The sequence below is a fragment of the Pseudomonas sp. LS.1a genome (genome assembly GCF_022533585.1).
Classification (GTDB): domain Bacteria; phylum Pseudomonadota; class Gammaproteobacteria; order Pseudomonadales; family Pseudomonadaceae; genus Aquipseudomonas.
On sequence record NZ_CP092827.1, the window covers coordinates 309,251 to 335,420 of the forward strand.

Genomic DNA, 26,170 nt, shown 5'->3' on the forward strand with positions numbered 1-26,170 from the left:
CTTCGGGTTCGCTTGGGTCGCCGGGCTTTCTCAGGGTCCGGTCGACCAGGCCTGCAGAGGGCAGGATGCGTGGCCGTGCTTTACGAGTCGCTTTCGATAATCCTCCAGCGCTGGGCAATCGCCTACTGGTGGGGTCGTAACCAGTACGGAACGGGTCGTATCCAGTATGGGCGATGTCGCTTATGGATTTTTCCACCCCTTCAGCCGCATTTTTACGTCACCAGGCCGCCGGAAAGCGGCGAGGCGAGGGCAGCTCCACACGTAAAAACAGCGCGGCGCTGCTGGACAAAAGTACGTCGGTTGCAGACGGCGAGGGGGGCGGTAAAAGCCCGATGATGCGTGCATTCAAGGCGGCCCGCTGTTTCAGCCTAGCAGCTGCCCCGCCCTGCGCATGGCGCGCAGAGACAAGCCCAGCAAGAGGTGATTCGATAATGGCCATCAGCGTGTTCGACCTGTTCAAGATCGGTGTCGGGCCCTCCAGCTCCCACACCGTCGGCCCCATGCGTGCTGGCGCCCTGTTCGTCCAGGGCCTGCGCGAACGCGGCGAGCTGGAACGTGTGCAGCGGATCGAAGTGCGCCTGTATGGCTCGCTGTCGGCCACCGGTATCGGTCACGGCACCGACAACGCCACCATCATGGGCCTGATGGGCGAATGGCCTGACGCCATTGACCCGACCCAGATCGTGCCGCGTATCGCCGACCTGCGTGAAACCAACACCCTGCAGCTGGACAACCGCCTGCCCATCGAATTTGTCTGGGCCCGCGACATGCTGCTGCTGGACGAGAACCTGCCGTACCACCCCAACGCCATGACCCTGATTGCCGAAGGCGAGCAGGGCGAGCTGCACCGCGACACTTACTACTCGGTGGGTGGCGGTTTCGTGGTCGATGCCGCCCAGGCCGCCAGCGGCGTGCTGGATGCCGACCAGACGGTGCTGCCGTACGACTTCAACAGCGCTGCCGAACTGCTGCGCCTGTGCAAGCAAAACGACCTCAGCGTGTCGCAATTGATGATGGCCAACGAGAAGGTCTGGCGCAGCGAGGAAGAGATCCGTGCCGGCCTGTACAAACTCTGGGAGGCCATGCAGGAGTGCGTCAACAATGGCTTGAAGTACGAAGGCACGTTGCCCGGCGGCCTGAACGTGCGCCGCCGTGCTGCCAAGCTGCACCGCAGCCTGCAGGAAATCGGCAAGCCCAACGTGATCGGCTCGACCATGAGCGCCATGGAATGGGTCAACCTGTTCGCCCTGGCGGTCAACGAAGAGAACGCCGCCGGCGGGCGCATGGTCACTGCGCCGACCAACGGCGCTGCCGGCATCATTCCGGCGGTGCTGCATTACTACATGCGCTTCAGTGATGCGGTGAACGAGTCCAGCGTGGTCGACTTCTTCCTCGCCGCTGCGGCAGTGGGCATCCTGTGCAAGAAGAACGCGTCGATTTCCGGTGCCGAGGTTGGCTGCCAGGGGAAGTCGGCTCGGCCTGTGCCATGGCCGCTGCCGGGCTGGCCGAAGTGCTGGGGGCTACGCCGCCGCAGGTGGAGAACGCCGCTGAAATTGCCCTGGAACACAACCTGGGCCTGACCTGCGACCCGGTCGGCGGGTTGGTGCAGGTGCCGTGCATCGAGCGCAACGCGATTGCCGCGGTAAAGGCCATCAACGCAGTGCAGATGGCCCTGCGTGGTGACGGTGAGCATTTCATTTCCCTCGACCAGGTAATCCGCACCATGCGCGATACCGGGGCCGACATGCACGACAAGTACAAAGAGACCTCGCGCGGTGGCCTGGCGGTCAGCGCTATCGAATGCTGATAGTTTGATCTGGCCTCAAGGCCCCCTTCGCGGGCACGCCCGCTCCCACAGGAACTGTGCAATCCCTGTGGGAGCGGGCGTGCCCGCGAAGGGGGCCTTGAGATTGAAACAGGTGCAGCACAGCTACAAATGTCTCTTTATGGTGCAAACGACGCATACCGATCGTCGGGTGTCGTTATCAGTGTGGGCGTTGTCGGTGACACTCAAGAGTGTCGTTTCTGGGCATCCTACACTGCGCGTGTCACCAAATTGCTCAGCCGTTACACGCACAACGCCTAGCACGCCTGTTTTGCGAAGATTGGCCAACTCGGTCAAAGCACCTGATTTGCCTAACAAAGGCGTCGTTTTCAGTTTTTTTGGATAGCCGTTCAATTTCAGGCACGGCGTTTGCGTTGAGATTGGCACCAAAGCCCCTGCACATGAAACCGGGGCCATACATAACAAGAAATCAGTGCCCGCCTGAGGCACACCCTGCATTTGTGTGAGGAGAAATCGCGATGACGTCGTACACCTCCGGGAACCCAACCCAGAACCGCACAGCCCCCAGTCCATCGGGTTTCTCCTATTGGACAATTTCACCCTGATTTCCCTGGCGTCGGCCGTCGAGCCGCTGCGCATGGCCAACCAGCTGTCCGGCCGTGAGCTGTACCGCTGGCACACCCTCACCGCCGATGGTGGGCAGGTGTGGGCCAGCGATGGCTTGCAGATAACCCCTGACGCCGCCATGCACAGTGCGCCCCCATCGATACCGTGATTGTCTGTGGCGGCGTGGGCATCCAGCGCAGCGTTACCCGCGAGCATGTCACCTGGTTGCAAACCCAGGCCCGTCAGTCGCGCCGTCTGGGCGCGGTATGCACTGGCAGCTGGGCCTTGGCCTGTGCCGGGCTGCTGGATGGTTTCGATTGCAGCGTGCACTGGGAATGCCTGGCGGCCATGCAGGAGGCCTACCCGCGGGTCAACATGAGTACCCGCCTGTTCACCCTCGACCGTAACCGCTTCACCAGCTCTGGCGGCACTGCGCCGCTGGACATGATGCTGCACCTGATCAGCCGCGACCACGGTCGTGAACTGTCGGCGGCGATCTCCGAAATGTTCGTCTACGAGCGCATCCGCAACGAGCAGGATCACCAGCGCGTGCCACTCAAGCACATGCTTGGCACCAACCAGCCGAAGCTGCAGGAAATCGTTGCGCTGATGGAGGCCAACCTCGAAGAGCCGATCGACCTGGACGAACTGGCGGTATACGTGTCGGTATCGCGCCGGCAGCTCGAGCGCCTGTTCCAGAAGTACCTGCACTGTTCGCCGTCGCGTTACTACCTGAAGCTGCGCCTGATCCGCGCCCGGCAGCTGCTGAAGCAGACGCCGATGTCGATCATCGAAGTGGCGTCGGTGTGCGGCTTCGTGTCGACCCCGCACTTCTCCAAGTGCTACCGCGAGTACTTCGGCATTCCGCCGCGTGACGAGCGCGTGGGTTCCAACACTGCGCAGCAGGTGGCGATGATGCCGATCCCGCAGGCCATGACCCTGTCGCCGCACAGCGGGCCGATGGCGGCCCTGAGCCAGGCGCGCAACGAGTCGACCTTTGCCAGTGTAAGGCTCTGAAACAGCACTGGCCTCTTCGCGGGTAAACCCGCTCCCACAGGTACTGCACTGAATTCAAAAGCAGTGCAGTACCTGTGGGAGCGGGTTTACCCGCGAAGAGGCCAGTACAGGAAAACGAATCAGGCGCGCTTGTTGAACTGCGCCAACGCCGGCAACAGCTGTTTGTCGATGGCCTGGCGCACCGCCGGCAGGATCGTCGCACTGCCGGTATACATCTGCTCCACCATCCCCTTCAGCGCCCGTGCATTGGGCTCGGTCAGCCCACGCACCACCGCTTCGCAGGCCTGCTCGGCAGTAGCTCCGGCCGGAATCTCGAACCCCCGCGCGCGCAGGTGGCCTGCCAGATCGTCCTGGTCAATCAAATCCGCATGCATCATGGCTGTTGTCCCTTTTATCGCTAAGAGAGTGCTGCTGTGATTTACGACCGATTCTGTGACGCTGGCGACATGCCCGCAACAACAGAATGGCGCCATGGCTGCTTTGGCTAAGAACAGGTCGTTTCCGGCTAAATCCACCGTTCGGGAAGTGCGCACACTCAAGCCATCTACCGCAACGAAGGGTTTGGTCACCCACGTTAGTGCATGGATGTTGCTCGCTCTTGGCCCCGGATGCTCACGGCTTTCCGGGGTTATTTTTTCAAGCCGGAATATATGACCTGTGGGAGCGGGCACGCCCGCTCCCACAGGTTATGTGCTTTTTCTCACTTTGCTGCAGGCAGGCCTATTACCCGGCCCACGAACTCGGCCGGCGGCAGATCCTGTTGTTGCTCCACCAAGCCTTGCAGCAACCCGACACTCTGCTCACTGAACGGCGCCGACTTCGGTCCCGCCAGGTCCACATGCAGCAGCATCTGCTCACTGGCCGCCAGCGCCTCGTCGAACCCCGCCCGGTGCAGGCTGTGGTAGACATGCAGGCGCTTGCGGTCGAAGCCGATGATCTGCGTCTGCACCCACACCTCGGTGCCCAGCTTCACTTCGTGCAGGTAGTTGATGTGTGCCTCCAGGGTGAACAGTGAATTACCGCTCTGCCCACGGCTGTCGGCATCCAGGCCGATGCGCTCCATCAGCGCATCGGTGGCATAGCTGAAGATCAGCAAGTAGAAGGCATCGCGCAGGTGCCCGTTGTAGTCGACCCAGTCCTCCTGGACCGGGGTGCGGTAGGTAATCAATGCGGGCATCGCGGTCTCCTCAGTCGCCGAAAGCCATACCGTGGCTGGCCTTGCTGGTCTTCACCGCTTCCAGCACTGCCAGCAGGGTGTCATCACGATAGCGCTCCAGTGCGGCGATGCTGCGTTCGCCCAGTTGCTCCGCGGTGCCTTCGACCACATCGTCGATCAGCTTGTCGGTGAGCTCCGGGGCTGGCAGGTAGGTCCACGGCAGCTTCAGCGCCGGGCCGAACTGGGCCATGAAGTGGCGCATGCCAGCATCGCCACCGGCCAGGGTGTAGGTGAGGAAGGTGCCCATGAACGACCAGCGCAGGCCGGCGCCGAAGCGGATGGCATCGTCGATCTCGCCGGTGCTGGCCACGCCGTCGTTGACCAGGTGCAGGGCCTCGCGCCACAGGGCTTCGAGCAGGCGGTCGGCGATGAACCCGGGCACTTCCTTGCGCACGTGCAGCGGGCGCATGCCCGAGGCGGTGTAGATGGTCCTGGCAGCTTCGATGGCCTCGGGGGCGGTGCGGTTGCCGCCGACGATTTCCACCAGCGGCAGCAGGTACACCGGGTTGAACGGGTGGCCGACCACGCAGCGCTCGGGGTGGGTGGCCGACTCGTAGAATTCGCTGGGCAGCAGGCCCGAAGTGCTGGAGCCGATGATCGCGTCGGGTTTGGCGGCAGCGCTGATCTTTGCGTGCAGGTCGAGTTTCAGGTCCAGGCGCTCAGGTGCGCTTTCCTGGATGAAGTCGGCGTCGCGGACGCATTCCTCGATGGTGGCGACGAACTTCAGGCGGTCTTGTGATGCGCCCGGCGCCAGGCCTTGCTTCTCCAGCGCGGGCCAGGCGTTGGCGATGCGCTTGCGCAAGGCCTGCTCGGCGCCGGGTGCCGGGTCCCAGGCGACCACGTCCAGGCCGTGGGCCAGGGCGCGGGCGACCCAGCCGCTGCCGATCACGCCACTACCCAGGGCGGCGAAGGTCTTGATCTCGGTGATGAAGGTCATGTTGGTCTCCTGAAGGGATCAGCGGCGTTTGAGGTTCATCTTTTCCCGGCCCTCGGCCGGGGTCAGTACACGGGCGCCAAGACGCGAGATGATTTCCACTGCGCGCTCGACCAGTTGGCCGTTGCTGGCCAGTACGCCACGGTCCAGGTACAGGTTGTCCTCCAGGCCTACCCGCACGTTGCCGCCAAGCAACACGGCCTGTGCTGCCATCGGCATCTGCATGCGGCCGATGCCGAACCCGGCCCAGGTGACGTTGGCCGGCAGGTTGTCGACCATCGCCTTCATGGTGGTGGTATCGGCCGGCGCGCCCCACGGGATGCCCAGGCACAGTTGGAACAGCGGATCATCCAGCAGGCCTTCCTTGATCATTTGCTTGGCGAACCACAGGTGGCCGGTGTCGAAGATTTCCAGTTCGGCTTTCACCCCAGTTCAGTGATGCGCTTGGCGCCGGCGCGCAGTTGCGCCGGGGTGGAGACGTAGATCGAGTTGCCGTCGCCGAAGTTGAGGGTGCCGCAGTCGAGGGTGCAGATTTCCGGCAGCAGTGCTTCGACATGGGCCAGGCGCTCCAGTGGGCCGATCAGGTCGGTGCCCGGGCCGAACTCCAGCGGTGTTTCACCCGGGCCGATTTCCAGGTCGCCACCCATGCCGGCGGTAAGGTTGACGATGATGTCCACGTCGGCTTCGCGGATGCGTTCCATGACCTCGCGATACAGCGCCACGTCGCGGCTGAAGCGGCCGGTTTGCGGGTCGCGGACGTGGCAGTGGACCACGGTGGCGCCGGCCTTGGCGGCCTCTACGGCGGACTCGGCGATCTGCTTGGGGGTGACTGGAACAAGGTGGCTTTTCGAAGCGGTGTCGCCGGCGCCGGTCAGGGCGCAGGTGATGATGACGTCGTGGTTCATGGCGGGGTTCCTTGTGGTGTCTGGTGGCCTTTTCGCGGGTAAACCCGCTCCCACAGGGGACGATGTTGCCCCCGGCATGTGCATGACTTGTGGGAGCGGGTTTACCCGCGAATGGGTCGGATCAGTTGGCGCTGAGGTTGAGGTTGTCGGCAGCCGGCTTGCCATCGAAGGTGGTCACACCCTCCAGCCAGCGGGCCTTGTCCTCGGGGTGGTCCTTGAGCCACTGGCGGGCTGACTCCAGCGCATCCTTGTGGTCGAGCAGCGGCTGCATCATGCGGCTCTCGTCCTCGGCGCTGAAGTTCAGGTTGGCCAGCAGGCGGTGGGCGTTGGGGCAGCGTTCGGCGTAGTCCGGCGCGGTCACTGTCCACACTGTCGCGCGGCCTTCGTCAGGGCCCGGGCATCCTGGCTGTCGCCCAGGTAGACCATGTCGATGTTCACGTTCATCGGGTGCGGCGCCCAGCCGAAGAACACCACGGCCTCGTTGCGCCGCACCGCGCGGTCGACGGCGGCGAGCATGCCGGCCTCGCTGGACTCGACCAGCTGGAACTTGCCCAGGCCGAACTGGTTCTTGGCAATCATCGCCTTGATCTGGGTGTTGGCGCCCGAACCTGGTTCGATGCCGTAGATCTTCCCGCCCAGTTCCTTTTCGAACTTGTGGATGTCGGCGAAGGTCTTCAGGCCCTTGTCGGCCAGGTACTTGGGCACCGCCAGGGTGGCGCGGGCGTCTTCCAGGCTGGGCTTGTCGAGCACCTTGACCTGCTTGGCGTCGACGAACGGGGTAATGGTCTGGGTCATGATCGGGTTCCAGTAACCCAGGAACATGTCCAGGCGTTTGTCGCGAATACCTGCGAAGATGATTTGCTGCGAAGCGCTGGTCTGCTTGGTCTGGTAGCCCAGCCCGTCGAGCAGCACCTGGGCCATGGCGCTGGTGGCGATGACGTCGGTCCAGTTGACCACGCCCAGACGGACGTTCTTGCAGGCCGCAGGCTCGGCGGCGAATAGTGGGGAAGCGGCGATGCTACTCAGAGCAAGGGTCAACAGGCTGCGGCGGATCAAGCTGTGCATGGTGGCTCTCCATCGGCAGTGCATATTGTTATTGGGGTTCGACCTCTCTGGGTCGTATGAAGAAGCTACGCTGCTGTCAGGGTGGAAAATCGCACCCTGGCGACCAACATTTGCACGGAGGCGACCACCTTTGCCGTGGAGCATGCAATGCCGCAAATCATTCACTTTCTGTTGTTGCCCGGGTTCTCGGCCATGGGTTTCATCAGTGCCCTGGAGCCACTGCGGGTGGCCAACCGCTTCAAGGGCCCGTTGTATCGCTGGCAGGTATTGAGCCTGGATGGCGGGGCGGTGCAGGCCAGCAATGGCATGTCGGTGAACGCCGACGCCGCACTGGCAGCGGGCGAACCTGGCGGCACCCTGCTGATCGTCGCCGGCTTCGAGCCACTGGCCTGTTACGGGCCGACGCTGCAGCAGGCGCTACGCCGCCTGGACCATGAGGGGGTGATTCTGGGTGGCATTGATACTGGCGCGGTGGTGCTGGCCGAGGCTGGCCTGCTCGACGGCCACCGCGCCACCGTGCACTGGGAGGCGCTGGAGGCGTTCAAGGAGAATTACCCGAGCCTGCAGGCGACCCAGGAGCTGTTCGAGATCGATCGGCGGCGCATCACCTGTGCCGGTGGCACCGCTTCGATCGACCTGATGCTCGACCTGATTGCCCAGGCCCACGGTAGTGAACTGGCGGTGCAGGTGTCGGAGCAGTTCGTGCTCGGACGTATCCGCCAGCGACAGGACCACCAGCGCATGCAGATCGCCAGCCGCTATGGCATCAGCAACAAGAAGCTGGTGAAGGTGATTGGCGAAATGGAGCGCAACACCGAGCAGCCGCTCAATACCCAGGTGCTGGCCGAAGCGGTGCAGGTGACCCGGCGCCAGCTGGAGCGGCTGTTTCGCGTGCACCTGGATGACACCCCCAGTGGGTTCTACTTGCGACTACGCCTGGACAAGGCACGGCAGTTGTTGCGCCAGACCGACATGAGTGTGCTGGAGGTGGGGGTGGCGTGCGGGTTCGAGTCGGCTTCATACTTTACCCGCTGCTATCGGGCGCGTTACCAGCGTTGCCCGCGGGAGGACCGCTTGGCCCGGGTGGTTTGATTTCCCCCTGCACCGGCCTCTTCGCGGGCACGCCCGCTCCCACAGATTGCGCAGTACCTGTGGGAGCGGGCGTGCCCGCGAAGAGGCCGGTACAGGCTTACTGCTGGCCGATGGACTGCAGGTACTCCGAGCGGTCATCACTGCGCTGCGCCACGCAGGTATCCCACGCCGCCTCGAACGCCTTGCTCCCGGGCTTCTCGGCGTAGGTCTCGACCTTGCAGTCGGCATCGCGCAGCTGCGCCCACAGCTTCTCGGCCGCGTCCATGCGCCCGACCAGCGCAGTGGCCTGGTCGCTTTCATCGGCATACTGGTCGCGGATGCGCTGGATCAGTTCGTCATACGCCGCTTTCAGCTCGCGCTCGGCGGTCTGCTTGTTGAACGCAGCGCAGGCGTAGGTCTGCTGGTCGGTCTCGACGTTGTCGCACGGGGTGCTTTCTTCCTCGCCGGCCTGGGCGCCCGATACGACAGCCAGCAGTACCAGCCATGCCATTGATTTCATCCGTTTTCTCCTCAACAGGCTGACGAATCGCTGGGATTCTCGCTCAGCCGACGGCAAGGCGGTAGCTCCCTGACGAAATGTTCATAAAGCCGCCGGAAACGTCGTTATCGAGACTGTCTCTCATCGCCAGACACCGCGCCAGAAGGCCTGTTGTCGCGCATTGACGCTTTCGGCAAACCCCCTGTCGTTTTTGCATCGGGGCGCCTTTGGGCACAGGCATATGCTGGCCCCAAAGCGCCGGCAATAAGGTTTGGCGCAAACCCATTCAATAAAAGGGGACAGCCTGATGAGCCCAGCCGAACTTCACGCCGACAGCATCGTCATCGACGGCCTGATCATTGCCAAATGGAACCGCGAGCTGTTCGAGGACATGCGCAAAGGCGGGCTGACTGCGGCCAACTGCACGGTGTCGGTCTGGGAAGGCTTCAAGGCGACCGTCGACAACATCGCTGCCAGCCAGAAGCTGATCCGCGAAAACAGCGACCTGGTGATGCCGGTGCGCACCACCGCCGACATCCGCAAGGCCAAGGAGCTGGGCAAGACCGGCATCCTCTTCGGCTTCCAGAACGCCCATGCGTTTGAAGACCAGATCGCCTACGTCGACGTGTTCAAGCAGTTGGGCGTGGGCATCGTGCAGATGTGCTACAACACCCAGAACCTGGTCGGCACCGGTTGCTACGAGCGTGATGGCGGCCTGTCGGGCTTCGGCCGCGAGATCGTCGCCGAAATGAACCGTGTCGGCATCATGTGCGACCTGTCCCACGTCGGCTCCAAGACTTCCGAAGAAGTCATCCTCGAGTCGAAAAAGCCGGTCTGCTACTCGCACTGCCTGCCGTCGGGCCTGAAAGAGCACCCGCGCAACAAGTCGGACGAAGAGCTGAAGTTCATCGCCGACCACGGTGGCTTCGTCGGCGTGACCATGTTCGCGCCGTTCCTGGCCAAGGGCATCGACTCGACCATCGACGACTACGCCGAGGCCATCGAGTACACCATGAACATCGTCGGTGAAGACGCCATCGGTATCGGTACCGACTTCACCCAGGGCCACGGCCAGGACTTCTTCGAGTACCTGACCCACGACAAGGGTTATGCCCGTCGCCTGACCAACTTCGGCAAGATCATCAACCCGCTGGGCATCCGCACCGTGGGCGAATTCCCCAACCTCACCGAAACCTTGCTCAAGCGCGGCCACTCCGAGCGCGTGGTGCGCAAGATCATGGGCGAGAACTGGGTCAACGTCCTCAAGGACGTGTGGGGCGAGTAAGCCGCTCTCCAAGCCTGAAAGCCCCTGCCAGCAACGCCGGGGCATCCCGATAAAAAATTTTATGGAGTTGAGTTTCCATGGCCAAGATCGCCCCGCAATTGCCAATCGAAGTCGACAGCGAGACCGGTGTCTGGACCAGCGACGCCCTGCCGATGCTGTATGTGCCACGCCATTTCTTCGTCAACAACCACATGGGCATCGAAGAAGTCCTGGGCGCTGACAAGTACGCCGAGATCCTCTACAAGGCCGGCTACAAGTCCGCCTGGCACTGGTGTGAAAAAGAAGCCGAGTGCCATGGCCTGGAAGGCGTGGCGGTGTTCGAGCACTACATGAAGCGCCTGAGCCAGCGCGGCTGGGGCCTGTTCGAGATCCAGGACATCGACCTCGACAAGGGCACCTGCAGCGTCAAGCTCAAGCACTCCGCGTTCGTGTACGTCTATGGCAAGTGCGGTCGCAAGGTCGACTACATGTTCACCGGCTGGTTCGCCGGCGCCATGGACCAGATTCTCGCTGCCCGCGGCAGCTCGATCCGCACCGTGGCCGAACAGGTCTATGGCGGGTCGGAAGAAGGCCACGAAGATGGCCTGTTCGTCGTCAAGCCGTTGTAAGCCGGAGATAGCGTCATGGCATTCGAAGCAATGTTCCAGCCGATCCAGATCGGCAAACTGACCATCCGCAACCGTGTGCTCAGCACCGCGCACGCCGAGGTCTACGCCACTGACGGCGGCATGACGACCGACCGCTACGTGAAGTACTACGAAGAGAAGGCCAAGGGCGGTATCGGCCTGGCGATCTGCGGCGGCTCGTCGGTGGTGGCCATCGACAGCCCGCAGGAGTGGTGGTCGTCGGTCAACCTGTCGACCGACCGCATCATCCCGCACTTCCAGAACCTGGCCGACGCCATGCACAAGCATGGCGCCAAGATCATGATCCAGATTACCCACATGGGCCGTCGCTCGCGCTGGGACGGCTTCAACTGGCCGACCCTGATGTCGCCGTCGGGTATCCGTGAACCCGTGCACCGCGCCACCTGCAAGACCATCGAGGTGGAAGAGATCTGGCGCGTGATCGGCAACTACGCGCAAGCTGCCCGCCGCGCCAAAGAAGGCGGCCTGGACGGCGTGGAACTGTCGGCCGTGCACCAGCACATGATCGACCAGTTCTGGAGCCCGCGTGTAAACAAACGTACCGACGAATGGGGCGGCACCTTCGAAGGCCGCATGAAGTTCGGCCTGGAAGTATTGAAAGCCGTGCGTGCCGAAGTCGGTGACGACTTCTGCGTGGGCATGCGCATCTGTGGTGACGAGTTCCACCCCGATGGCCTCAGCCACGAGGACATGAAGCAGATCGCCGCCTACTACGACGCCACCGGCATGATCGATTTCATCGGCGTGGTCGGCTCGGGTTGCGACACCCACAACACCCTGGCCAACGTCATCCCCAACATGAGCTACCCGCCGGAGCCGTTCCTGCACCTGGCCGCCGGCATCAAGGAAGTGGTCAAGGTCCCGGTGCTGCACGCGCAGAACATCAAGGACCCGAACCAGGCCACGCGCATCCTGGAAGGCGGCTATGTCGACATGGTCGGCATGACCCGTGCACACATCGCCGACCCGCACCTGATCGCCAAGATCAAGATGGGCCAGATCGACCAGATCAAGCAGTGCGTCGGCGCCAACTACTGCATCGACCGCCAGTATCAGGGCCTGGACGTGCTGTGCATCCAGAACGCCGCGACCTCCCGTGAATACATGGGGGTGCCGCACATCATCGAGAAAACCACCGGCGCCAAACGCAAGGTGGTGGTGGTGGGTGCCGGCCCTGCCGGTATGGAAGCGGCCCGCGTGGCTGCCGAACGCGGCCACGACGTGACCCTGTTCGAGAAGAAGGACCAGATCGGCGGGCAGATCACCATTGCTGCCAAGGCGCCGCAGCGTGACCAGATCGCCGGTATCACCCGCTGGTACCAGTTGGAACTGGCGCGCCTGAAGGTCGACCTGCGTCTGGGTACCGCTGCCGACGTGGCGACCATCCAGGACCTGCGTCCGGACATCATCGTGCTGGCGGTGGGCGGGCATTCGTTCCTTGAGCAGAACGAGCACTGGGGCGCCGCCGAAGGGCTGGTGGTCAGCAGCTGGGACGTGCTCGACGGCAAGGTTGCGCCGGGCAAGAACGTGCTGGTGTACGACACCATCTGCGAGTTCACCGGCATGTCGGTGGCCGACTTCATCGCCGACAAGGGCAGCCAGGTCGAGATCGTCACCGACGATATCAAGCCGGGCGTGGCCATGGGCGGTACCAGCTTCCCGACCTACTACCGCAGCATCTACCCGAAAGAAGTGATCATGACCGGCGACATGATGCTGGAAAAGGTCTATCGCGAGGGCGACAAGCTGGTGGCGGTGCTGGAGAACGAATACACCGGCGCCAAGGAAGAACGCGTGGTTGACCAGGTGGTGGTGGAGAACGGCGTGCGTCCTGACGAGCAGCTGTACTACGCGCTGAAGGAAGGTTCGCGCAACAAAGGCCAGATCGACGTGGAGGCGCTGTTCGCCATCAAGCCACAGCCGATCCTCAGCCAGCCGGGCGAAGGCTACCTGCTGTACCGCATCGGTGACTGCGTGGCCCAGCGCAACGTGCATGCGGCGATCTACGACGCCTTGCGCCTGTGCAAGGACTTCTGATCGCACTGGCATGAACACCGCCCCCGAGGGCGGGATTGGCCCCCTGTGGGAGCGGGTTTACCCGCGAATGCGTCAGCACTGACAACACCGTTGCCTGACCGGACGCATTCGCGGGTGAACCCGCTCCCACAGGGTCCGCGCCGCGCTTGAGAGTGGCGCAAGAATCCAGCTGTTGTGGGAGCCTCCCATGTTGAACACCCTTCTACCCATCCTGCTGTTCGCTGCCCTCGGCCTGGCGGTGCTCGGCGCCCTGCGCCGGGTGCGCATGTGGCGGCGTGGCCGGCCGTCCAAGGTCAACCTGATCGGCGGCCTGCTGGCCATGCCGCGCCGCTACCTGGTGGACCTGCACCATGTGGTCGAGCGCGACAAGTACATGTCCAAGACCCACGTGGCCACCGCAGGCGGCTTCGTGCTGTCGGCCGTGCTGGCCATCCTGGTGCACGGCTTCGGCCTGCAGAGCCAGATCCTCGGCTACGCGTTGCTGGTGGCCACGGTGATCATGTTCTGCGGCGCCATCTTCGTCTTCAAACGCCGCCTCAACCCGCCTTCGCGCCTGTCCAAGGGCCCGTGGATGCGCCTGCCGAAAAGCCTGCTGGCGTTCGCCGTCAGCTTCTTCGTCGCCACCTTGCCGGTCGCCGGCATCCTGCCGGCCAATACCGGTGGCTGGGTGATGGTCGGCATTCTCGGCCTGGGTGTGCTGTGGGGCGTGTCGGAGCTGTTCTTCGGCATGACCTGGGGCGGCCCGATGAAACACGCCTTCGCCGGTGCCCTGCACCTGGCCTGGCACCGTCGCGCCGAACGCTTTGGCGGCGGTCGCTCCACCGGCCTCAAGCCGCTGGACCTGGAAGACCCGAATGCGCCGCTGGGCGTGGAAAAGCCGGTGGACTTCACCTGGAACCAGCTGCTGGGCTTCGATGCCTGCGTGCAGTGCGGTAAATGTGAAGCCATGTGCCCGGCCTTCGCCGCCGGCCAGCCGCTGAACCCGAAAAAGCTTATCCAGGACATGGTCATCGGCCTGGCCGGCGGCACCGACGCGCAGTTCGCCGGCAGCCCGTACCCGGGCAAACCGATCGGCGAACACGGTGGCCACCCGCACCAGCCGATCGTCAATGGCCTGGTCGATGCCGAAACGCTGTGGTCGTGCACCACCTGCCGTGCCTGCGTCGAGGAATGCCCGATGATGATCGAGCACGTCGATGCCATCGTCGACATGCGCCGTCACCTCACCCTGGAAAAAGGCGCCACCCCGAACAAGGGCGCCGAAGTGCTGGACAACCTGATCGCCACCGACAACCCGGGCGGCTTCGCCCCCGGTGGCCGCATGAACTGGGCCGCCGACCTCAACCTGCGACTGCTGTCGGAGGTGAAAACCACCGAGGTGCTGTTCTGGGTCGGTGACGGTGCCTTCGACATGCGCAACCAGCGTACCCTGCGCGCGTTCGTCAAAGTGCTCAAGGCTTCGGGCGTGGACTTTGCCGTGCTCGGCCTGGAAGAACGCGACAGCGGCGACGTGGCACGCCGCCTGGGCGACGAGGCGACCTTCCAGCAATTGGCCAAACGCAATATCCAGACCCTGGCCAAGTACAAGTTCCAGCGTATCGTTACCTGCGACCCGCACAGCTTCCATGTGCTCAAGAACGAGTACGGCGCCCTGGGCGGCGACTACCAGGTGCAGCACCACAGCACCTACATTGCCGAACTGATCGCGGCCAACAAGCTCAACCTCGGCCAGCACAAAGGTGGCAGTGTCACCTACCACGACCCGTGCTACCTGGGCCGTTACAACGGCGAGTACGAAGCCCCGCGTGCCGTGCTCAAGGCGCTAGGCATCGAGGTGCGCGAAATGGAGCGCTCGGGCTTCCGCTCGCGCTGCTGCGGCGGTGGCGGCGGTGCGCCGATCACCGACATCCCGGGCAAGCAGCGTATCCCCGACATGCGCATGGACGACATCCGCGAGACCGAGGCCGAGCTGGTGGCCGTGGGGTGCCCGCAGTGCACCGCGATGCTCGAAGGTGTCGTCGAACCGCGCCCACAGATCAAGGACCTGGCCGAGCTGGTGGCCGACGTGCTGATCGAAGAGGACGCGCCCTCTGCCCCAAAGCCGCAAACGGCCAAACGTGAACCTGCGGAGGTGCACTGATGAGCGACATTATTCGCCGCGACCCACGCGCCGAGTGGATCGCCCGTAACCGTCTGCACCCGCTGCATGCAGCGATGCAGACGCAGCAGACCAGCTGGATGGGGCCCAACGGCCTCATCCGCAAGAACCCCCATGCGATCGCCGCAGGCTTCATCGGCCCGGCCGGCATCAAGCGCATCGACCGCAGCGGCGCCCAGCAGGGCACCGCCGTGGGCGGGCGGCGCACGGCGGCGGCCGAGGTCAAGCTGCCGCTGCACCAGGTGCCGGCGCCGGCGTTCTACATTGCCGTGGTACCGGACATGGTCGGCGGCCGCCTGAGCAGCCACGACCGCGACTTGCTCGGCCTGGCCCACAGCCTGGCCGGCAGCGACGGTGCGGTGCTGGCGGTGGTGTTTGGCGAACACAAGGAAAGCAACTTTTCCACAGCCGGGGTCGACCGCCTGCTGGTCATCGAGGGCGAGGCTTTCGAAGGTTATGCACCGGAGCAACTGGTACAAGGCCTGCGGGCTGTGGATAACCAGTTCACTCCGCGCCACTGGCTGCTGCCAGACAGCCGCACCGGTGGCGGCGAACTGGGCCGGCGCCTGGGCGCAGCCCTGGGCGAGCGCCCGGCGACACGGGTATGGCAGGTCAAGGACGGCCAGTGCATCGGCCGTGCCGGTGCCGGCCAGCAAGACCTGCAGCGTGCCGTGCCACGCCTGATCCTGGCGGCGGCCGAGTGCGCCGAGCCGGTCAGCGAAACCCGTCACGAAGCCTTGCCCGTGGAGTTGTCCACAAGCGTGGCGCGCAGCCTGTCGCGCATCGAAGACCTCGGCTCGGTGGCCGTGGACCCGGCCACCATTGCCATGGCCGAGGCCGAGTTCATCGTTTCGGGCGGCAACGGTGTCAAGGACTGGGACCTGTACCACAAGGCTACCGCGGCCCTGGGTGCCACCGAGGGCGCCTCGCGGGTGGCGGTGGACGACGGTTTCATGCCGCGCAACCGCCAGGTGGGTGCTACTGGTACCTGGGTCACTGCGCGGGTCTACGTGGCTGTGGGTATCTCGGGCGCGATCCAGCACCTGCAGGGCATCGGCGCCTGCGACAAGGTGGTGGCGATCAACATGGACCCGGGCTGCGACATGATCAAACGGGCCGACCTGTCGGTGATTGGCGACAGTTCGGCGATTCTCAAGGCACTGATCGAGGCTGTGGACAACTACCGCAGCGGCGGCCAGCGCGACGCGGCATAAGGGCACGAGCATGAGTACGAAAGTGATCAGCCTGGTTTCCATCGGTGCCCACCCCAGCTCCGGTCGCGCCCGCCGCGCCGAGCAGGATGCCCGCGCCGTGGAGTTGGGTTTGCAGCTGGCTGGGGATAACTTGCAGGTGGTGCATGCTGGCGACCCACGGGAAGAGGCGCTGCGTGCCTACCTGGGCATGGGCCTGGACCATCTGGACGTGCTGGAGCAGCCGGCCGGTGCCGATGTGCTGGGCGTGCTCGGGGATTACCTGCGCGACGCCGGGGCCCAGCTGGTGCTGACCGGCAGCCAGGCCGAGACCGGCGAGGGGTCGGGCATGTTGCCGTTCCTGCTGGCCGAAAAGCTTGGCTGGCCGTTGATTGTGGGGCTGGCCGAAGTGGAGTCGATCGACAACGGCACCGCCCAGGTGCTGCAAGCTTTGCCGCGTGGTCAGCGGCGTCGGCTGAAAGTGCGCCTGCCGCTGCTGGCGACTGTGGATAACGCAGCGCCCAAGCCGCGCCAGAGTGCTTTCGGGCCGGCGCGTCGGGGTGTACTGGCGGCGCGCAACGTGGCCATCGTCGAAGACGAACTGCTGGCCGAAGCCGAGCTGCAACCGGCCCGCCCACGGCCCAAGCGCTTGAAGGTGATCAAGGCCAAGAGCGGCGCTGACCGGATGAAGGCGGCAACCGCCAAGGCCAGTGGGGGCGGTGGCAAGGTGCTGAAGGACGTTTCGCCACAGGAAGGCGCCGAGGCCATCCTCAAGCTGCTGGTGGAAGAGGGCGTGTTGCGCTGAAAGCAGAGGCTTGGAGGTCTCTTTGTGGGAGCGGCCTTGTGTCGCGAAAGGGCTGCGCAGCGGCCCCAGCCATTTCTGCATGATGCAAAAACCTGGGGCTGCTGCGCAACCCTTTCGCGACACAAGGCCGCTCCCACATTCCATACACAGCATCGACCGAATGCTTTTGCCCACCAAATCTGTTCGCCAAGGTGTGGATAAAGTGTTGGCGCATGGCTGCAGCCCTTGTATTTCGTGCTCTTCAAGGTATTGATCAAAAAACGATCAAGCATTCTCCCAGCCTTCGCAGGCGTGCGCATCAGCATCCTCCTGATTTTGCCCACAATCGCTGTTAGCCGGTCTGTGGATAATCTGTTCGGTATCTGCTGTAAGCCACGCAGTCAAAGGTCTTGAAAGATTTGCTCAAAAAATGATCAATCTTGCCTGAATGCTGCTCGATCCTTGAAAATCCGGGCCTTGAGACGTTTATCCACAACCAGGTGGCAGAAAATTCATCGGTTGCTCACAAACTCTGTTGGTGTCTCTGTGGACAAGGTGTATGAACTCCGCTGCAGCCCAGTGAACATGAGGCCCTGGCCCATATGATCAAATAGTGATCAGTAGCCTGCCTGACATTTTTGCCAGTACGCAAATTTCCAACCAGCCATTACCGTGTCTGCAACTCTTCGTATTGTGGATAACTCATGGCAACACTTTTCGGCCCGCGTGCCTATTCGCCTTACGGCGCCATGAACGCAGCCCTCGCTCCTGGGCTGGCTTTTTGTGGACAGTATCGGGATCCATTGACTGGGAATTACCCGTTGGGAACCGGTCATCGCTTCTACAGCCCGACTCTGATGCGATTTCTGAGCCCTGATAGCCTCAGCCCATTTGGCCGCGGGGGCATCAATGTCTACGCATACTGTGGTGGTGAGCCAGTCAACCGGCACGATCCGACAGGCCGGTTTTTCGAAACGGCGGCCCTGACTTTACGAGGCTTGGGGATGGCATCGAATGCACTGACCTTGGGGTACAACTTCCTGGGGCCTTCACCAACCAATCGTCTTGGGCTTAACGCTGCACGAACGAGTACATTCGGCTCACTCTTGAGCTTGGGAAGTGCTGCGGCGCAATTCGCAGGCGTGGAGAGTGCAATTTTTGGGGCGAATGTCGGTACGGCGATAAGTCTGGCGGCAACCGGTGCACGCGCTATCAACGCTGCGGTCGGCCCTGGTAGCAGTCCCTTGAGGCAGGTAAAGAAGAACTTCGATTTACTGGCAGGGGGAATGCCGGCTGAGGTTGCTGCGGAAATTGCACTGGAAAGCGTGCAGACCCCGCCTCAGCGTGAACTGTCGGTGCGGCAATCTGAAATCAACCGTCCTGCTCCGGATGCATGGGGTTTTCAGGGCGATACGATGGGGGTTAGGCGACGACGGCATTCGAGGTGAATTGGAGGGGTCGTGTTTCAACCCCTCCACAGTTCAGTGCAATCGCTTACTGCGCCTGCACTTCCTTCAGATACGCCGCCGGCTCCGCCCCCAGGTTGTTCAGCAGACGCTGGCTGTACCAGTCAATGAAGTTGACCACGCCAAACTCGTAGGTCTTCGAGTACGGCCCTGGCTGGTAAGCGGTGGAGTTGATACCACGCTGGTTCTCTTCGGCCAAGCGACGGTCCTGGTCGTTGGTGGCGTCCCACACCTTGCGCATGCGCTCCGGGTCGTAATCGACACCTTCCACGGCATCCTTGTGCACCAGCCACTTGGTGGTGACCATGGTTTCCTGGGCGCTGATCGGCCACACGGTGAACACGATCATGTGGTCGCCCATGCAGTGGTTCCACGAGTGCGGCAGGTGCAGGATGCGCATCGAGCCGAGGTCCGGGTTCTTGATGCGGCCCATCAGCTTCTGGCAGGCCTGCTTGCCGTCCATGGTCATCGACACGGTGCCCTTGAGCAGCGGCATGCGCACGATGCGGTTACGCAGGCCGTGGCTCTTGTGCAGGTACGGGATCTTCTCGGCTTCCCAGGCGGCAGCGGAGGCGGCCACGTGGTCCTTGAATTCCTGGCTGGCGCGTGGGTCGTTGGTGTCGTCCCATTCCAGCAGGGTTTGCAGCAGCTCCGGGTGCGAACCGTTGCAGTGGTAGCACTCGCGGTTGTTTTCCAGCACCAGCTTCCAGTTGGCCTTTTCCATCAAGGTGGTTTGCACCGCCACCTTGGTGTTTTCCATGTCGTACGGTTCCATGTAGTGCTCGAGGGTAGCCAGGAACTCGTCGATGGCCGGCGGGTTTTCCGCCAGGCTGATGAAGATGTAGCCACCGGCGACCTTCACGTTCACCGGCTTCAGGCCGTACTGGTTCATGTCGAAGTCGGCACCCATTTCGGTACCGGCGAACAGCAGGCGACCGTCCAGTTCGTAGGTCCACTGGTGGTACGGGCAGACCAGCTTGGCCACCTTGCCCTTGTCGCTGACGCACAGACGCGAACCACGGTGGCGGCAGACGTTGTGGAAGGCATGCACTTTACCTTCGGCGCCACGCACCACGATGATCGGGTTCTTGCCGATCTGCAGGGTGATGTAGTTGCCCTTGGCCGGGATCTCGCAGGTCATGCCGGCGATCAGCCACTCCTTGTGGAAGATCTCCTGCATGTCGATCTGGAACAGACGCTCGTCGTTGTAGAAAGGCTGGGGCAGCGAGTAGGTGCGCTCGCGGGTCTGCAGCATCTCGGCGGTGGCCTTGCGTGCAGGTTCCAGTGGATCGCCCAGGCTCAGGGTTGCGGTGACGTCCATCGTGTATTCCTCGGGGCCGTGTGCGGCCGGCAAAAGGTGGCTAATCGTTGTTGTGGTGCCGCAAGGCTGCTCATCAAGAAACAGCATGTTCTTTTGCCGTGGAGTGTGCGTCCGAAGGCGCCATGAACCGTATCCATGGGCGACATGGCCGATTTGAATTACGACGCGCCAGCCCTTGCAGCACGGGGCTGGTCGCGATGAGCACGCCGATGTCGCTGGCAGGAATGTACGTCGTCTTCAGCTTGCGCATTATCCAAGCCATAAAAGGCCAATAGTCGGCTGCTGGAGATGAACATGTCCGATACCTTCCTCAATCCGGTCACTACCCAGACCTGGGCCAACGGCCGCCACATCGTGCGCTGCGTCAAGGTCATCCAGGAGACCTGGGACGTGCGCACGTTCTGCTTCATGGCCGACCAGCCGATCATGTTCTTCTTCAAGCCAGGGCAGTTCGTCACCCTTGAGCTGGAGATCGAAGGCAAGCCGGTGATGCGCTCCTACACCATCTCCAGTTCACCGTCGGTGCCCTACAGCTTCTCGATCACCGTCAAGCGTGTACCGGGCGGGCTGGTGTCCAACTTCCTCCACGACACCATGCACGAAGGCGCCGAGCTGCCGGTGCACGGCCCGGTGGGGCTGTTCAACGCCATCGACTTCCCGGCACAGAAGGTGCTGTACCTCTCGGGCGGTGTCGGTATCACCCCGGTCATGTCGATGGCGCGCTGGTTCTACGACACCAACGGCAATGTCGACATGGTATTCGTGCACAGCGCCCGTTCGCCGAAGGACATCATCTACCACCGCGAGCTGGAGCAGATGGCTTCGCGCATCCCCAACTTCAGCCTGCACATCATTTGCGAAAAGCATGGCCTGGGCGAGCCGTGGGCGGGTTACCGTGGCTACCTGAACCAGCGCCTGATGGAGCTGATCGCGCCGGACTACATGGACCGCGTGGTGTTCTGCTGTGGCCCGACACCCTACATGACTGCGGTCAAGCGCATGCTCGAAGCGGTCGGCTTCGACATGAAGAACTACCACGAGGAGTCGTTCGGTGCGACGCCGGCCGAAGCCAAGGCCGATGCGGTGGAGCACGCCGAGCAGGCAGCTGACGCGCCGGAGCTGGATGCGGCCGACCTCAATCTGGTGGAGTTCATCGGCAGCGAGAAGAGCATCCGCATCGCCCCGGGCGAGACCGTGCACGCGGCGGCGGCCAAAGTTGGCCTGATGATCCCGAAAGCCTGCGGCATGGGTATTTGCGGTACCTGCAAGGTGCTCAAGCTGGGCGGTGAAGTGGAGATGGAGCACAACGGCGGCATCACCGAAGAGGACGAAGCCGAGGGCTACATCCTGTCGTGCTGCAGCGTGCCGAAAGGGGATGTGCGGATCGATTACTGATCCGGGAATGCAGGGGGCTGCCTTGCAGCCCTTTCGCGACACAAGGCCGCTCCCACAAAGGCCCCGGTTACGCCGGTCAATGTGGGAGCGGCCTTGTGTCGCGATGGGCCGCAAAGCGGCCCCGGCTATCTGAAGTCAGGTGCGGAAGCGCGCCACCAACCCATTCAGATCCACAGCCAACCGCGACAACTCCGCACTCGCCGCACTGGTCTGATGCGCCCCGGTAGCACTCTGCACCGACAGGTCATTGATGTTCACCAGGTTGCGGTCCACTTCCCGCGCCACCTGCGCCTGCTCTTCCGCCGCACTGGCAATCACCAGGTTGCGCTCGTTGATCTGCGCCACCGCTCCGGCAATGGTGTCCAGCGCCATACCCGCGCCACGGGCAATATTGAGGGTGGACTCGGCGCGTTCGGTGCTGGTGCGCATCGATTCCACTGCCTCTTCCGTCCCCCCTGAATACTGCCGATCATCCGCTCGATCTCACTGGTCGACTGCTGGGTACGATGAGCCAGCGCCCGTACCTCATCGGCCACCACGGCAAAACCACGGCCCGCCTCACCGGCGCGCGCCGCCTCGATCGCGGCATTCAGCGCCAGCAGGTTGGTCTGGTCGGCCAGGCCACGGATCACATCGAGTACCTTGCCGATATCACGCGACTGCTCAGCCAGGTGGGTGATCAGCGTGGCGGTGGCCTGCACGTCGCCGCTCATGCGTTCGATGGCGCCCACGGTTTCCATGACCAGGTCTCGGCCATCGCCGGCCGAGCGGCTGGCCTCGCTGGACGCTTCCGAAGTGCTCACTGCATTGCGCGCCACTTCTTCCACGGCACTGGTCATCTCGGTCACGGCGGTGGCTGCCTGCTCGATTTCGTTGTTCTGCTGCTGCAGGCCACGGGCGCTTTCGTCGGTGACGCTGTTGAGTTCTTCCGCCGCCGAGGCCAGCTGGGTGGCGGAGCCGGCAATCAGCTGCAGCGTGTCGCGCAGATTTTCCTGCATGCGGGCCATGGCCCGCAGCAGGCGGGCGGCTTCGTCGGTGCCTTCGGCGCTGATGATGTGGGTCAGGTCACCATCGGCGACTTGCTCGGCGCTCTTGAGTGCTTCTTCGATCGGTTTGACGATGCTGCGGGTCAGCAGGAAGGCGCAGAGCAAGGTCAGCACGGTGGCGGTGACCAGCAGGCTGATGACCAGGGTGAAGGCGGTGCTGTACTGGCTGGCAGCTGTCTGGTTGGTGGCGCGGGTCTGCTCGGTGTTGATGCGCACCAGGGTCTCCATGATCTTGTTGATCTGCTCGGAGTTGGCCAGCAGGTCGCGGTTGAGCAGGTCGCGCAGTTCGTCGAGGTTGCCGGCCTGGCTCAGGCTGCGCATGCGTGACTCCAGCTGGCGGTACTGGGTGAGCAGCTGGACGTACTGGTCGTACGCGGCCTGTTCGTCGGCGGCGCTGATCAGCGGCAGGTACGCCTGGCGGGCACGGTCGATCTCGAGGTTGCGCTGGTCCAGCAGGTTCAGGGTTTCCTGCTGGGTTTGCGGCTCGCGGTTCACCAGCAGGCGGTAGGAGAGGCTGCGCAGGCGCAGGTTCAGCGCACTGATCTCGTCGAGGACCTTGATGCTGGGCACGCTGATCTGCTCGATGACCAGACCGGCCTGGCGGATGTTGCCCATCTGCACCAGGGAGAAGATACCGAGGCCGAGCATCAGCAGGCCGATAAGGGCAAAGCCGAGCAACGCGCGCGGGGCGATATTCATGTTGCGTAATGACATGGTTTGGGCAGATCCAGGCTAGTGAAGGTGACGCACCCAGTGCGACGGAATATGACTCTCAGGGGTATCGGTCAGGTCGAGGCACGCTTGAGTGCGCTTGGCGAAAATTGTGCGACTGCTGTCGTTTCCTGACCGGCGGTTGACCCAGGTCGGAACAAGGGGGTGGTTCCTCTGTCAATCTGCGGGTTAGACACCTCGTGAATCCGATATTTAATGGCGATGGGCCGCACTTTTCTTTATCGTGTGCGCCCCTCGCAACAACCTGAGATAGACCCATGCTGGAAGCTTCCCTGAATCAAATCGAGCAACTGGTCAGCGACCTGATGCAGAAGAACGCTCAACTCACCGAGCAGAACACCGCCCTCGGCCAGGAACTGGCCCAGGCCAAGGAAGAGAACGAAACCCTGCAGCTGTCGCTGATGGAGCAGGAAGAGAAGAACGGCAGCACCGCCGCACGCCTGCAGGCGCTGCTCGAGCGCGCCAACGCCGGCGTCGTAGGCGCATGACACTGCGAGCGCAACCGATCAATGTCGTGTCGATCCTCGGCAACGACTATTCGATCAAGGCGCCTGAAGGCCAGGAAGCTACCCTGGCCCAGGCGGTGCAAATGCTCAACACGGCGCTGGCCCAGACCAAGCGTCAGTACCCGACCCTGATCGGCGACAAGCTGCTGGTGCTGGCCGCGCTGAACCTGTGTTCGCGACAGATCGAGTTGCAGGATGAGCACCGCAGGACGCTGGAGCGTACCCAGGCGCAGATTGACGCCACGGTGGACGCCATCGTGCGGACCATTGCCGAACAATAAGGCCCTGCACTGGCCCCTGTGGGAGCGGGTTTACCCGCGAATGCGTCGGTGAATTCACCGTCGCATTCGCGGGTGAACCCGCTCCCACAGGGGCGGCGGCTTGCTTCAGAGCACTGGATTAACTGGATACGCAAGTGTATACACTTTCCGCAAAACAATAATGTGCGGGGAGTAGGGGCATGCGTATCTGGCGTAAGAGCATCCAGTGGCAGTTGATCACCAGCATGGGCGCCGCCTTGCTGGCGAGCATCCTGGTGGTGGTCATCATCTTCACGGTGGCGCTCAACCGCCTCACCGAACGCTACCTGGTCGATACTGCGTTGCCCGCCAGTATCGAGGCCATACGCAATGATATCGAACGCATGCTAGGCCAGCCGCTGGTGGCGGCGGCGGACATTGCCGGCAACACCCTGCTGCGCGACTGGCTTGCCGCCGGTGAAGACCCTGACCAAGCCGCTTCATTCATCGAGTACCTGGCCGCCGCCAAGCAGCGCAACCAGGCCTTCACCACTCTGTTCGTCTCGACCGAAACCGGCCATTACTACAGCGAGAATGGCCTGGACCGCACCCTAAGTCGCAGTAACCCGAAGGACAAATGGTTCTACGGCTACATCGACAGCGGCGCCGAGCGCCTGATCAATATCGACATCGACGGTGCCACGGGTGAGTTGGCGCTGTTCATCGACTATCGCGTGGAAAAGAATGGCCAACTGGTCGGCGTGGCCGGCATGGGCCTGCGCATGACCGAGCTGTCGAAGCTGATCCATGACTTCAACTTTGGCGAGCACGGCAAGGTGTTCCTGGTGCGTAACGATGGCCTGATCCAGGTTCACCCGGACGCTGCCTTGAGCGGCAAACGCCAGCTCACCGAACAGCTCGGCGCGGATGCGGCCAAGGCGCTGATGACCGGCGGCGAAGGCCTGCGCAGCAGCCGCTTCAGCCGTGATGGCGAAAGCTACCTGGCGCTCGGCCTGCCCCTGCGCGACCTCAACTGGACCTTGGTGGCCGAGGTGCCCGAGGGGGAGATCTACGCACAAATGCATCAGGCGGTATGGCTGACCAGCCTGATCGGTGGTGCCGTGGCGCTGGTGTCGCTGCTGCTGGTGGTGGTGCTGGCGCGTGGCCTGGTGCGGCCGATCCGGCGCGTCACTGCGGCGTTGGTGCAGATCGGCAGTGGCGCGGGTGACCTCAGCCACCGGCTGGACGATTCACGTCAGGACGAACTGGGCGACCTGGCGCGTGGCTTCAACCGCTTCCTCGACAGCCAGCGCCGGCTGATCGGCGAGGTACTGCACACCTCCGAGCGGCTGCACCAGGCGGTCGAGCAGGTGACGCAGGTGGTGGACAACACCGCCGAGCGTTCCGGGCGTCAGCAGGAAATGACCGAAATGGTCGCCACTGCCGTGCACGAAATGGGCTTGACCGTGCAGGACATTGCCCGCAACGCCGGCGATGCGGCGCAGGCCTCGCAGTCGGCGCGGGATGAAGCGTTGCAGGCGCGTGAGGTGGTGCAACGCTCGATTCGGGGTATCGAGGGTATGTCGGGTGATATCGGCAAGGCGGCCGATGCGGTCAGCCAGTTGGCCGACGAAGTAGCCTCGATCGATGAAGTTCTCGCGGTAATCCGTAGCATTTCCGAGCAGACCAACCTGCTGGCGCTGAATGCCGCCATCGAGGCGGCCAGGGCGGGGGAGATGGGCCGCGGGTTTGCCGTGGTGGCTGATGAGGTGCGTACGTTGGCCCGGCGCACGCAGCTGTCCACCGACGAAGTGCAGCAGATGATCCAGCGCCTGAAACAGGGCGCAGGTTCGGCGGTGAGTTCGATGCAGGCAGGGCAGCAGGCGACGGGTAGTGGGGTGGAGTCGAGCCAGCGTACTGGGGTGTCGTTGGGTGCGATTACCGATCAGGTCGAGCACATCAGCGATATGAACCATCAGGTGGCCACGGCGACCGAAGAGCAGTCGGCGGTGACCGAGGAGATCAACCGGACCGTGCAGGGGATTTCCGACCTGGCGCGGGAGACGGCGGCAGAGGTGCGGGGATGCCGCGAGGAATGCCAGGCGTTGCGTGGCTTGGCGGATGACCTGGCGCGGCAGATGGGTGGGTTCAGGCTTTAGATCAGTGTTGGCTTCTTCGCGGGTAAACCCGCTCCCACAGGTTCATCACAGGCCTTGAAACCTGCGCGATCCCTGTGGGAGCGGGTTTACCCGCGAATGCGGCCTG

General features: G+C 63.2%; 17 protein-coding genes and 5 pseudogenes. 14 read left to right on the forward strand and 8 right to left on the reverse strand.

Annotated elements, in window-relative coordinates; genetic code table 11:
* Positions 1-431: 431 nt before the first annotated feature.
* Positions 432-1,807, forward strand: a pseudogene (locus MKK04_RS01350) (L-serine ammonia-lyase).
* A 497-nt stretch (positions 1,808-2,304) separates the two neighbouring features.
* Positions 2,305-3,409, forward strand: a pseudogene (locus tag MKK04_RS01355) (GlxA family transcriptional regulator).
* A gap of 119 nt (positions 3,410-3,528) precedes the next feature.
* On the opposite strand, the gene MKK04_RS01360 reads toward MKK04_RS01355, so the two are convergent.
* From MKK04_RS01360 to choX, 5 genes and pseudogenes are all read right to left on the reverse strand, one after another.
* Positions 3,529-3,786, reverse strand: a complete 258-nt coding sequence (locus MKK04_RS01360) for a hypothetical protein (RefSeq protein ID WP_046614493.1) — start codon at positions 3,784-3,786, stop codon at positions 3,529-3,531.
* Between the two features lie 323 nt (positions 3,787-4,109).
* Entirely contained in the window at positions 4,110-4,586 is a 477-nt protein-coding gene (locus tag MKK04_RS01365; protein ID WP_207838031.1) for a thioesterase family protein, read from the reverse strand.
* A 10-nt stretch (positions 4,587-4,596) separates the two neighbouring features.
* Complete coding sequence (locus MKK04_RS01370; protein ID WP_241106168.1) at positions 4,597-5,562, reverse strand: L-carnitine dehydrogenase; 966 nt, start codon at positions 5,560-5,562, stop codon at positions 4,597-4,599.
* 18 nt (positions 5,563-5,580) lie between these two features.
* Positions 5,581-6,464, reverse strand: a pseudogene (locus MKK04_RS01375) (3-keto-5-aminohexanoate cleavage protein).
* Between the two features lie 121 nt (positions 6,465-6,585).
* Positions 6,586-7,529, reverse strand: a pseudogene (gene choX / locus MKK04_RS01380) (choline ABC transporter substrate-binding protein).
* Positions 7,530-7,676: 147 nt separating this feature from the next.
* On the opposite strand from choX, the gene MKK04_RS01385 reads away from it, so the two are divergent.
* Positions 7,677-8,621, forward strand: a complete 945-nt coding sequence (locus MKK04_RS01385) for a GlxA family transcriptional regulator (protein WP_233694675.1) — start codon at positions 7,677-7,679, stop codon at positions 8,619-8,621.
* Positions 8,622-8,718: 97 nt separating this feature from the next.
* Here the strand turns inward: MKK04_RS01385 and MKK04_RS01390 are convergent, their stop codons facing one another.
* Complete coding sequence (locus MKK04_RS01390; protein WP_087501963.1) at positions 8,719-9,120, reverse strand: lysozyme inhibitor LprI family protein; 402 nt, start codon at positions 9,118-9,120, stop codon at positions 8,719-8,721.
* Between the two features lie 286 nt (positions 9,121-9,406).
* Between MKK04_RS01390 and MKK04_RS01395 the strand changes: the two genes are divergently transcribed.
* The 7 genes from MKK04_RS01395 to MKK04_RS26525 all read left to right on the forward strand — a co-directional run bounded on the left by MKK04_RS01395 (position 9,407) and on the right by MKK04_RS26525 (position 18,648).
* Positions 9,407-10,384 (forward strand): dipeptidase, encoded by a 978-nt coding sequence (locus MKK04_RS01395; protein ID WP_023382781.1) that lies wholly within the window; start codon positions 9,407-9,409, stop codon positions 10,382-10,384.
* 77 nt (positions 10,385-10,461) lie between these two features.
* Positions 10,462-10,992, forward strand: coding sequence for a DUF5943 domain-containing protein (locus MKK04_RS01400; RefSeq protein ID WP_046614486.1), 531 nt, complete (start codon positions 10,462-10,464; stop codon positions 10,990-10,992).
* A 15-nt stretch (positions 10,993-11,007) separates the two neighbouring features.
* Positions 11,008-13,068 carry a dimethylglycine demethylation protein DgcA gene (gene dgcA / locus MKK04_RS01405; RefSeq protein ID WP_170027867.1) on the forward strand — a complete coding sequence of 687 codons (2,061 nt, stop codon included), beginning with the start codon at positions 11,008-11,010 and terminating at the stop codon, positions 13,066-13,068.
* 187 nt (positions 13,069-13,255) lie between these two features.
* On the forward strand, positions 13,256-15,208 hold the full coding sequence (gene dgcB, locus MKK04_RS01410) for a dimethylglycine demethylation protein DgcB (protein WP_233688036.1): 1,953 nt from the start codon (positions 13,256-13,258) through the stop codon (positions 15,206-15,208).
* Complete coding sequence (gene etfA, locus MKK04_RS01415; protein WP_233688035.1) at positions 15,208-16,440, forward strand: electron transfer flavoprotein subunit alpha; 1,233 nt, start codon at positions 15,208-15,210, stop codon at positions 16,438-16,440. Before dgcB ends, etfA begins: the two co-directional genes overlap by 1 nt.
* 10 nt (positions 16,441-16,450) lie before the next feature.
* On the forward strand, positions 16,451-17,221 hold the full coding sequence (gene etfB / locus MKK04_RS01420) for an electron transfer flavoprotein subunit beta (protein ID WP_003257512.1): 771 nt from the start codon (positions 16,451-16,453) through the stop codon (positions 17,219-17,221).
* Positions 17,222-17,904: 683 nt separating this feature from the next.
* A complete protein-coding gene (locus tag MKK04_RS26525; RefSeq protein WP_207837963.1) occupies positions 17,905-18,648 on the forward strand; it encodes an RHS repeat-associated core domain-containing protein in 744 nt (247 codons plus the stop codon).
* Between the two features lie 46 nt (positions 18,649-18,694).
* On the opposite strand, the gene gbcA is transcribed toward MKK04_RS26525, so the two are convergent.
* Complete coding sequence (gene gbcA, locus MKK04_RS01430; RefSeq protein ID WP_207837965.1) at positions 18,695-19,987, reverse strand: glycine-betaine demethylase subunit GbcA; 1,293 nt, start codon at positions 19,985-19,987, stop codon at positions 18,695-18,697.
* A gap of 294 nt (positions 19,988-20,281) precedes the next feature.
* On the opposite strand from gbcA, the gene gbcB reads away from it, so the two are divergent.
* Positions 20,282-21,382, forward strand: a complete 1,101-nt coding sequence (gbcB, locus tag MKK04_RS01435) for a glycine-betaine demethylase subunit GbcB (protein ID WP_063914511.1) — start codon at positions 20,282-20,284, stop codon at positions 21,380-21,382.
* Positions 21,383-21,517: 135 nt separating this feature from the next.
* Here gbcB and MKK04_RS01440 read toward each other — a convergent pair.
* Positions 21,518-23,142 (reverse strand): annotated as a pseudogene (locus MKK04_RS01440) (methyl-accepting chemotaxis protein).
* Positions 23,143-23,417: 275 nt separating this feature from the next.
* On the opposite strand from MKK04_RS01440, the gene MKK04_RS01445 reads away from it, so the two are divergent.
* The 3 genes from MKK04_RS01445 to mcpH all read left to right on the forward strand — a co-directional run bounded on the left by MKK04_RS01445 (position 23,418) and on the right by mcpH (position 26,064).
* Positions 23,418-23,648: a hypothetical protein gene (locus MKK04_RS01445; RefSeq protein ID WP_025337390.1), complete on the forward strand. Its 231-nt coding sequence runs from the start codon at positions 23,418-23,420 to the stop codon at positions 23,646-23,648.
* On the forward strand, positions 23,645-23,947 hold the full coding sequence (locus MKK04_RS01450) for a cell division protein ZapA (RefSeq protein WP_144170219.1): 303 nt from the start codon (positions 23,645-23,647) through the stop codon (positions 23,945-23,947). The genes MKK04_RS01445 and MKK04_RS01450 overlap by 4 nt, the downstream gene beginning before the upstream one ends.
* A 179-nt stretch (positions 23,948-24,126) precedes the next feature.
* The gene (gene mcpH / locus MKK04_RS01455) at positions 24,127-26,064 is read left to right on the forward strand and encodes a methyl-accepting chemotaxis protein McpH (RefSeq protein WP_207837969.1); all 1,938 of its coding nucleotides are present in this window, start codon (positions 24,127-24,129) and stop codon (positions 26,062-26,064) included.
* The last annotated feature ends 106 nt before the right edge of the window (positions 26,065-26,170 follow it).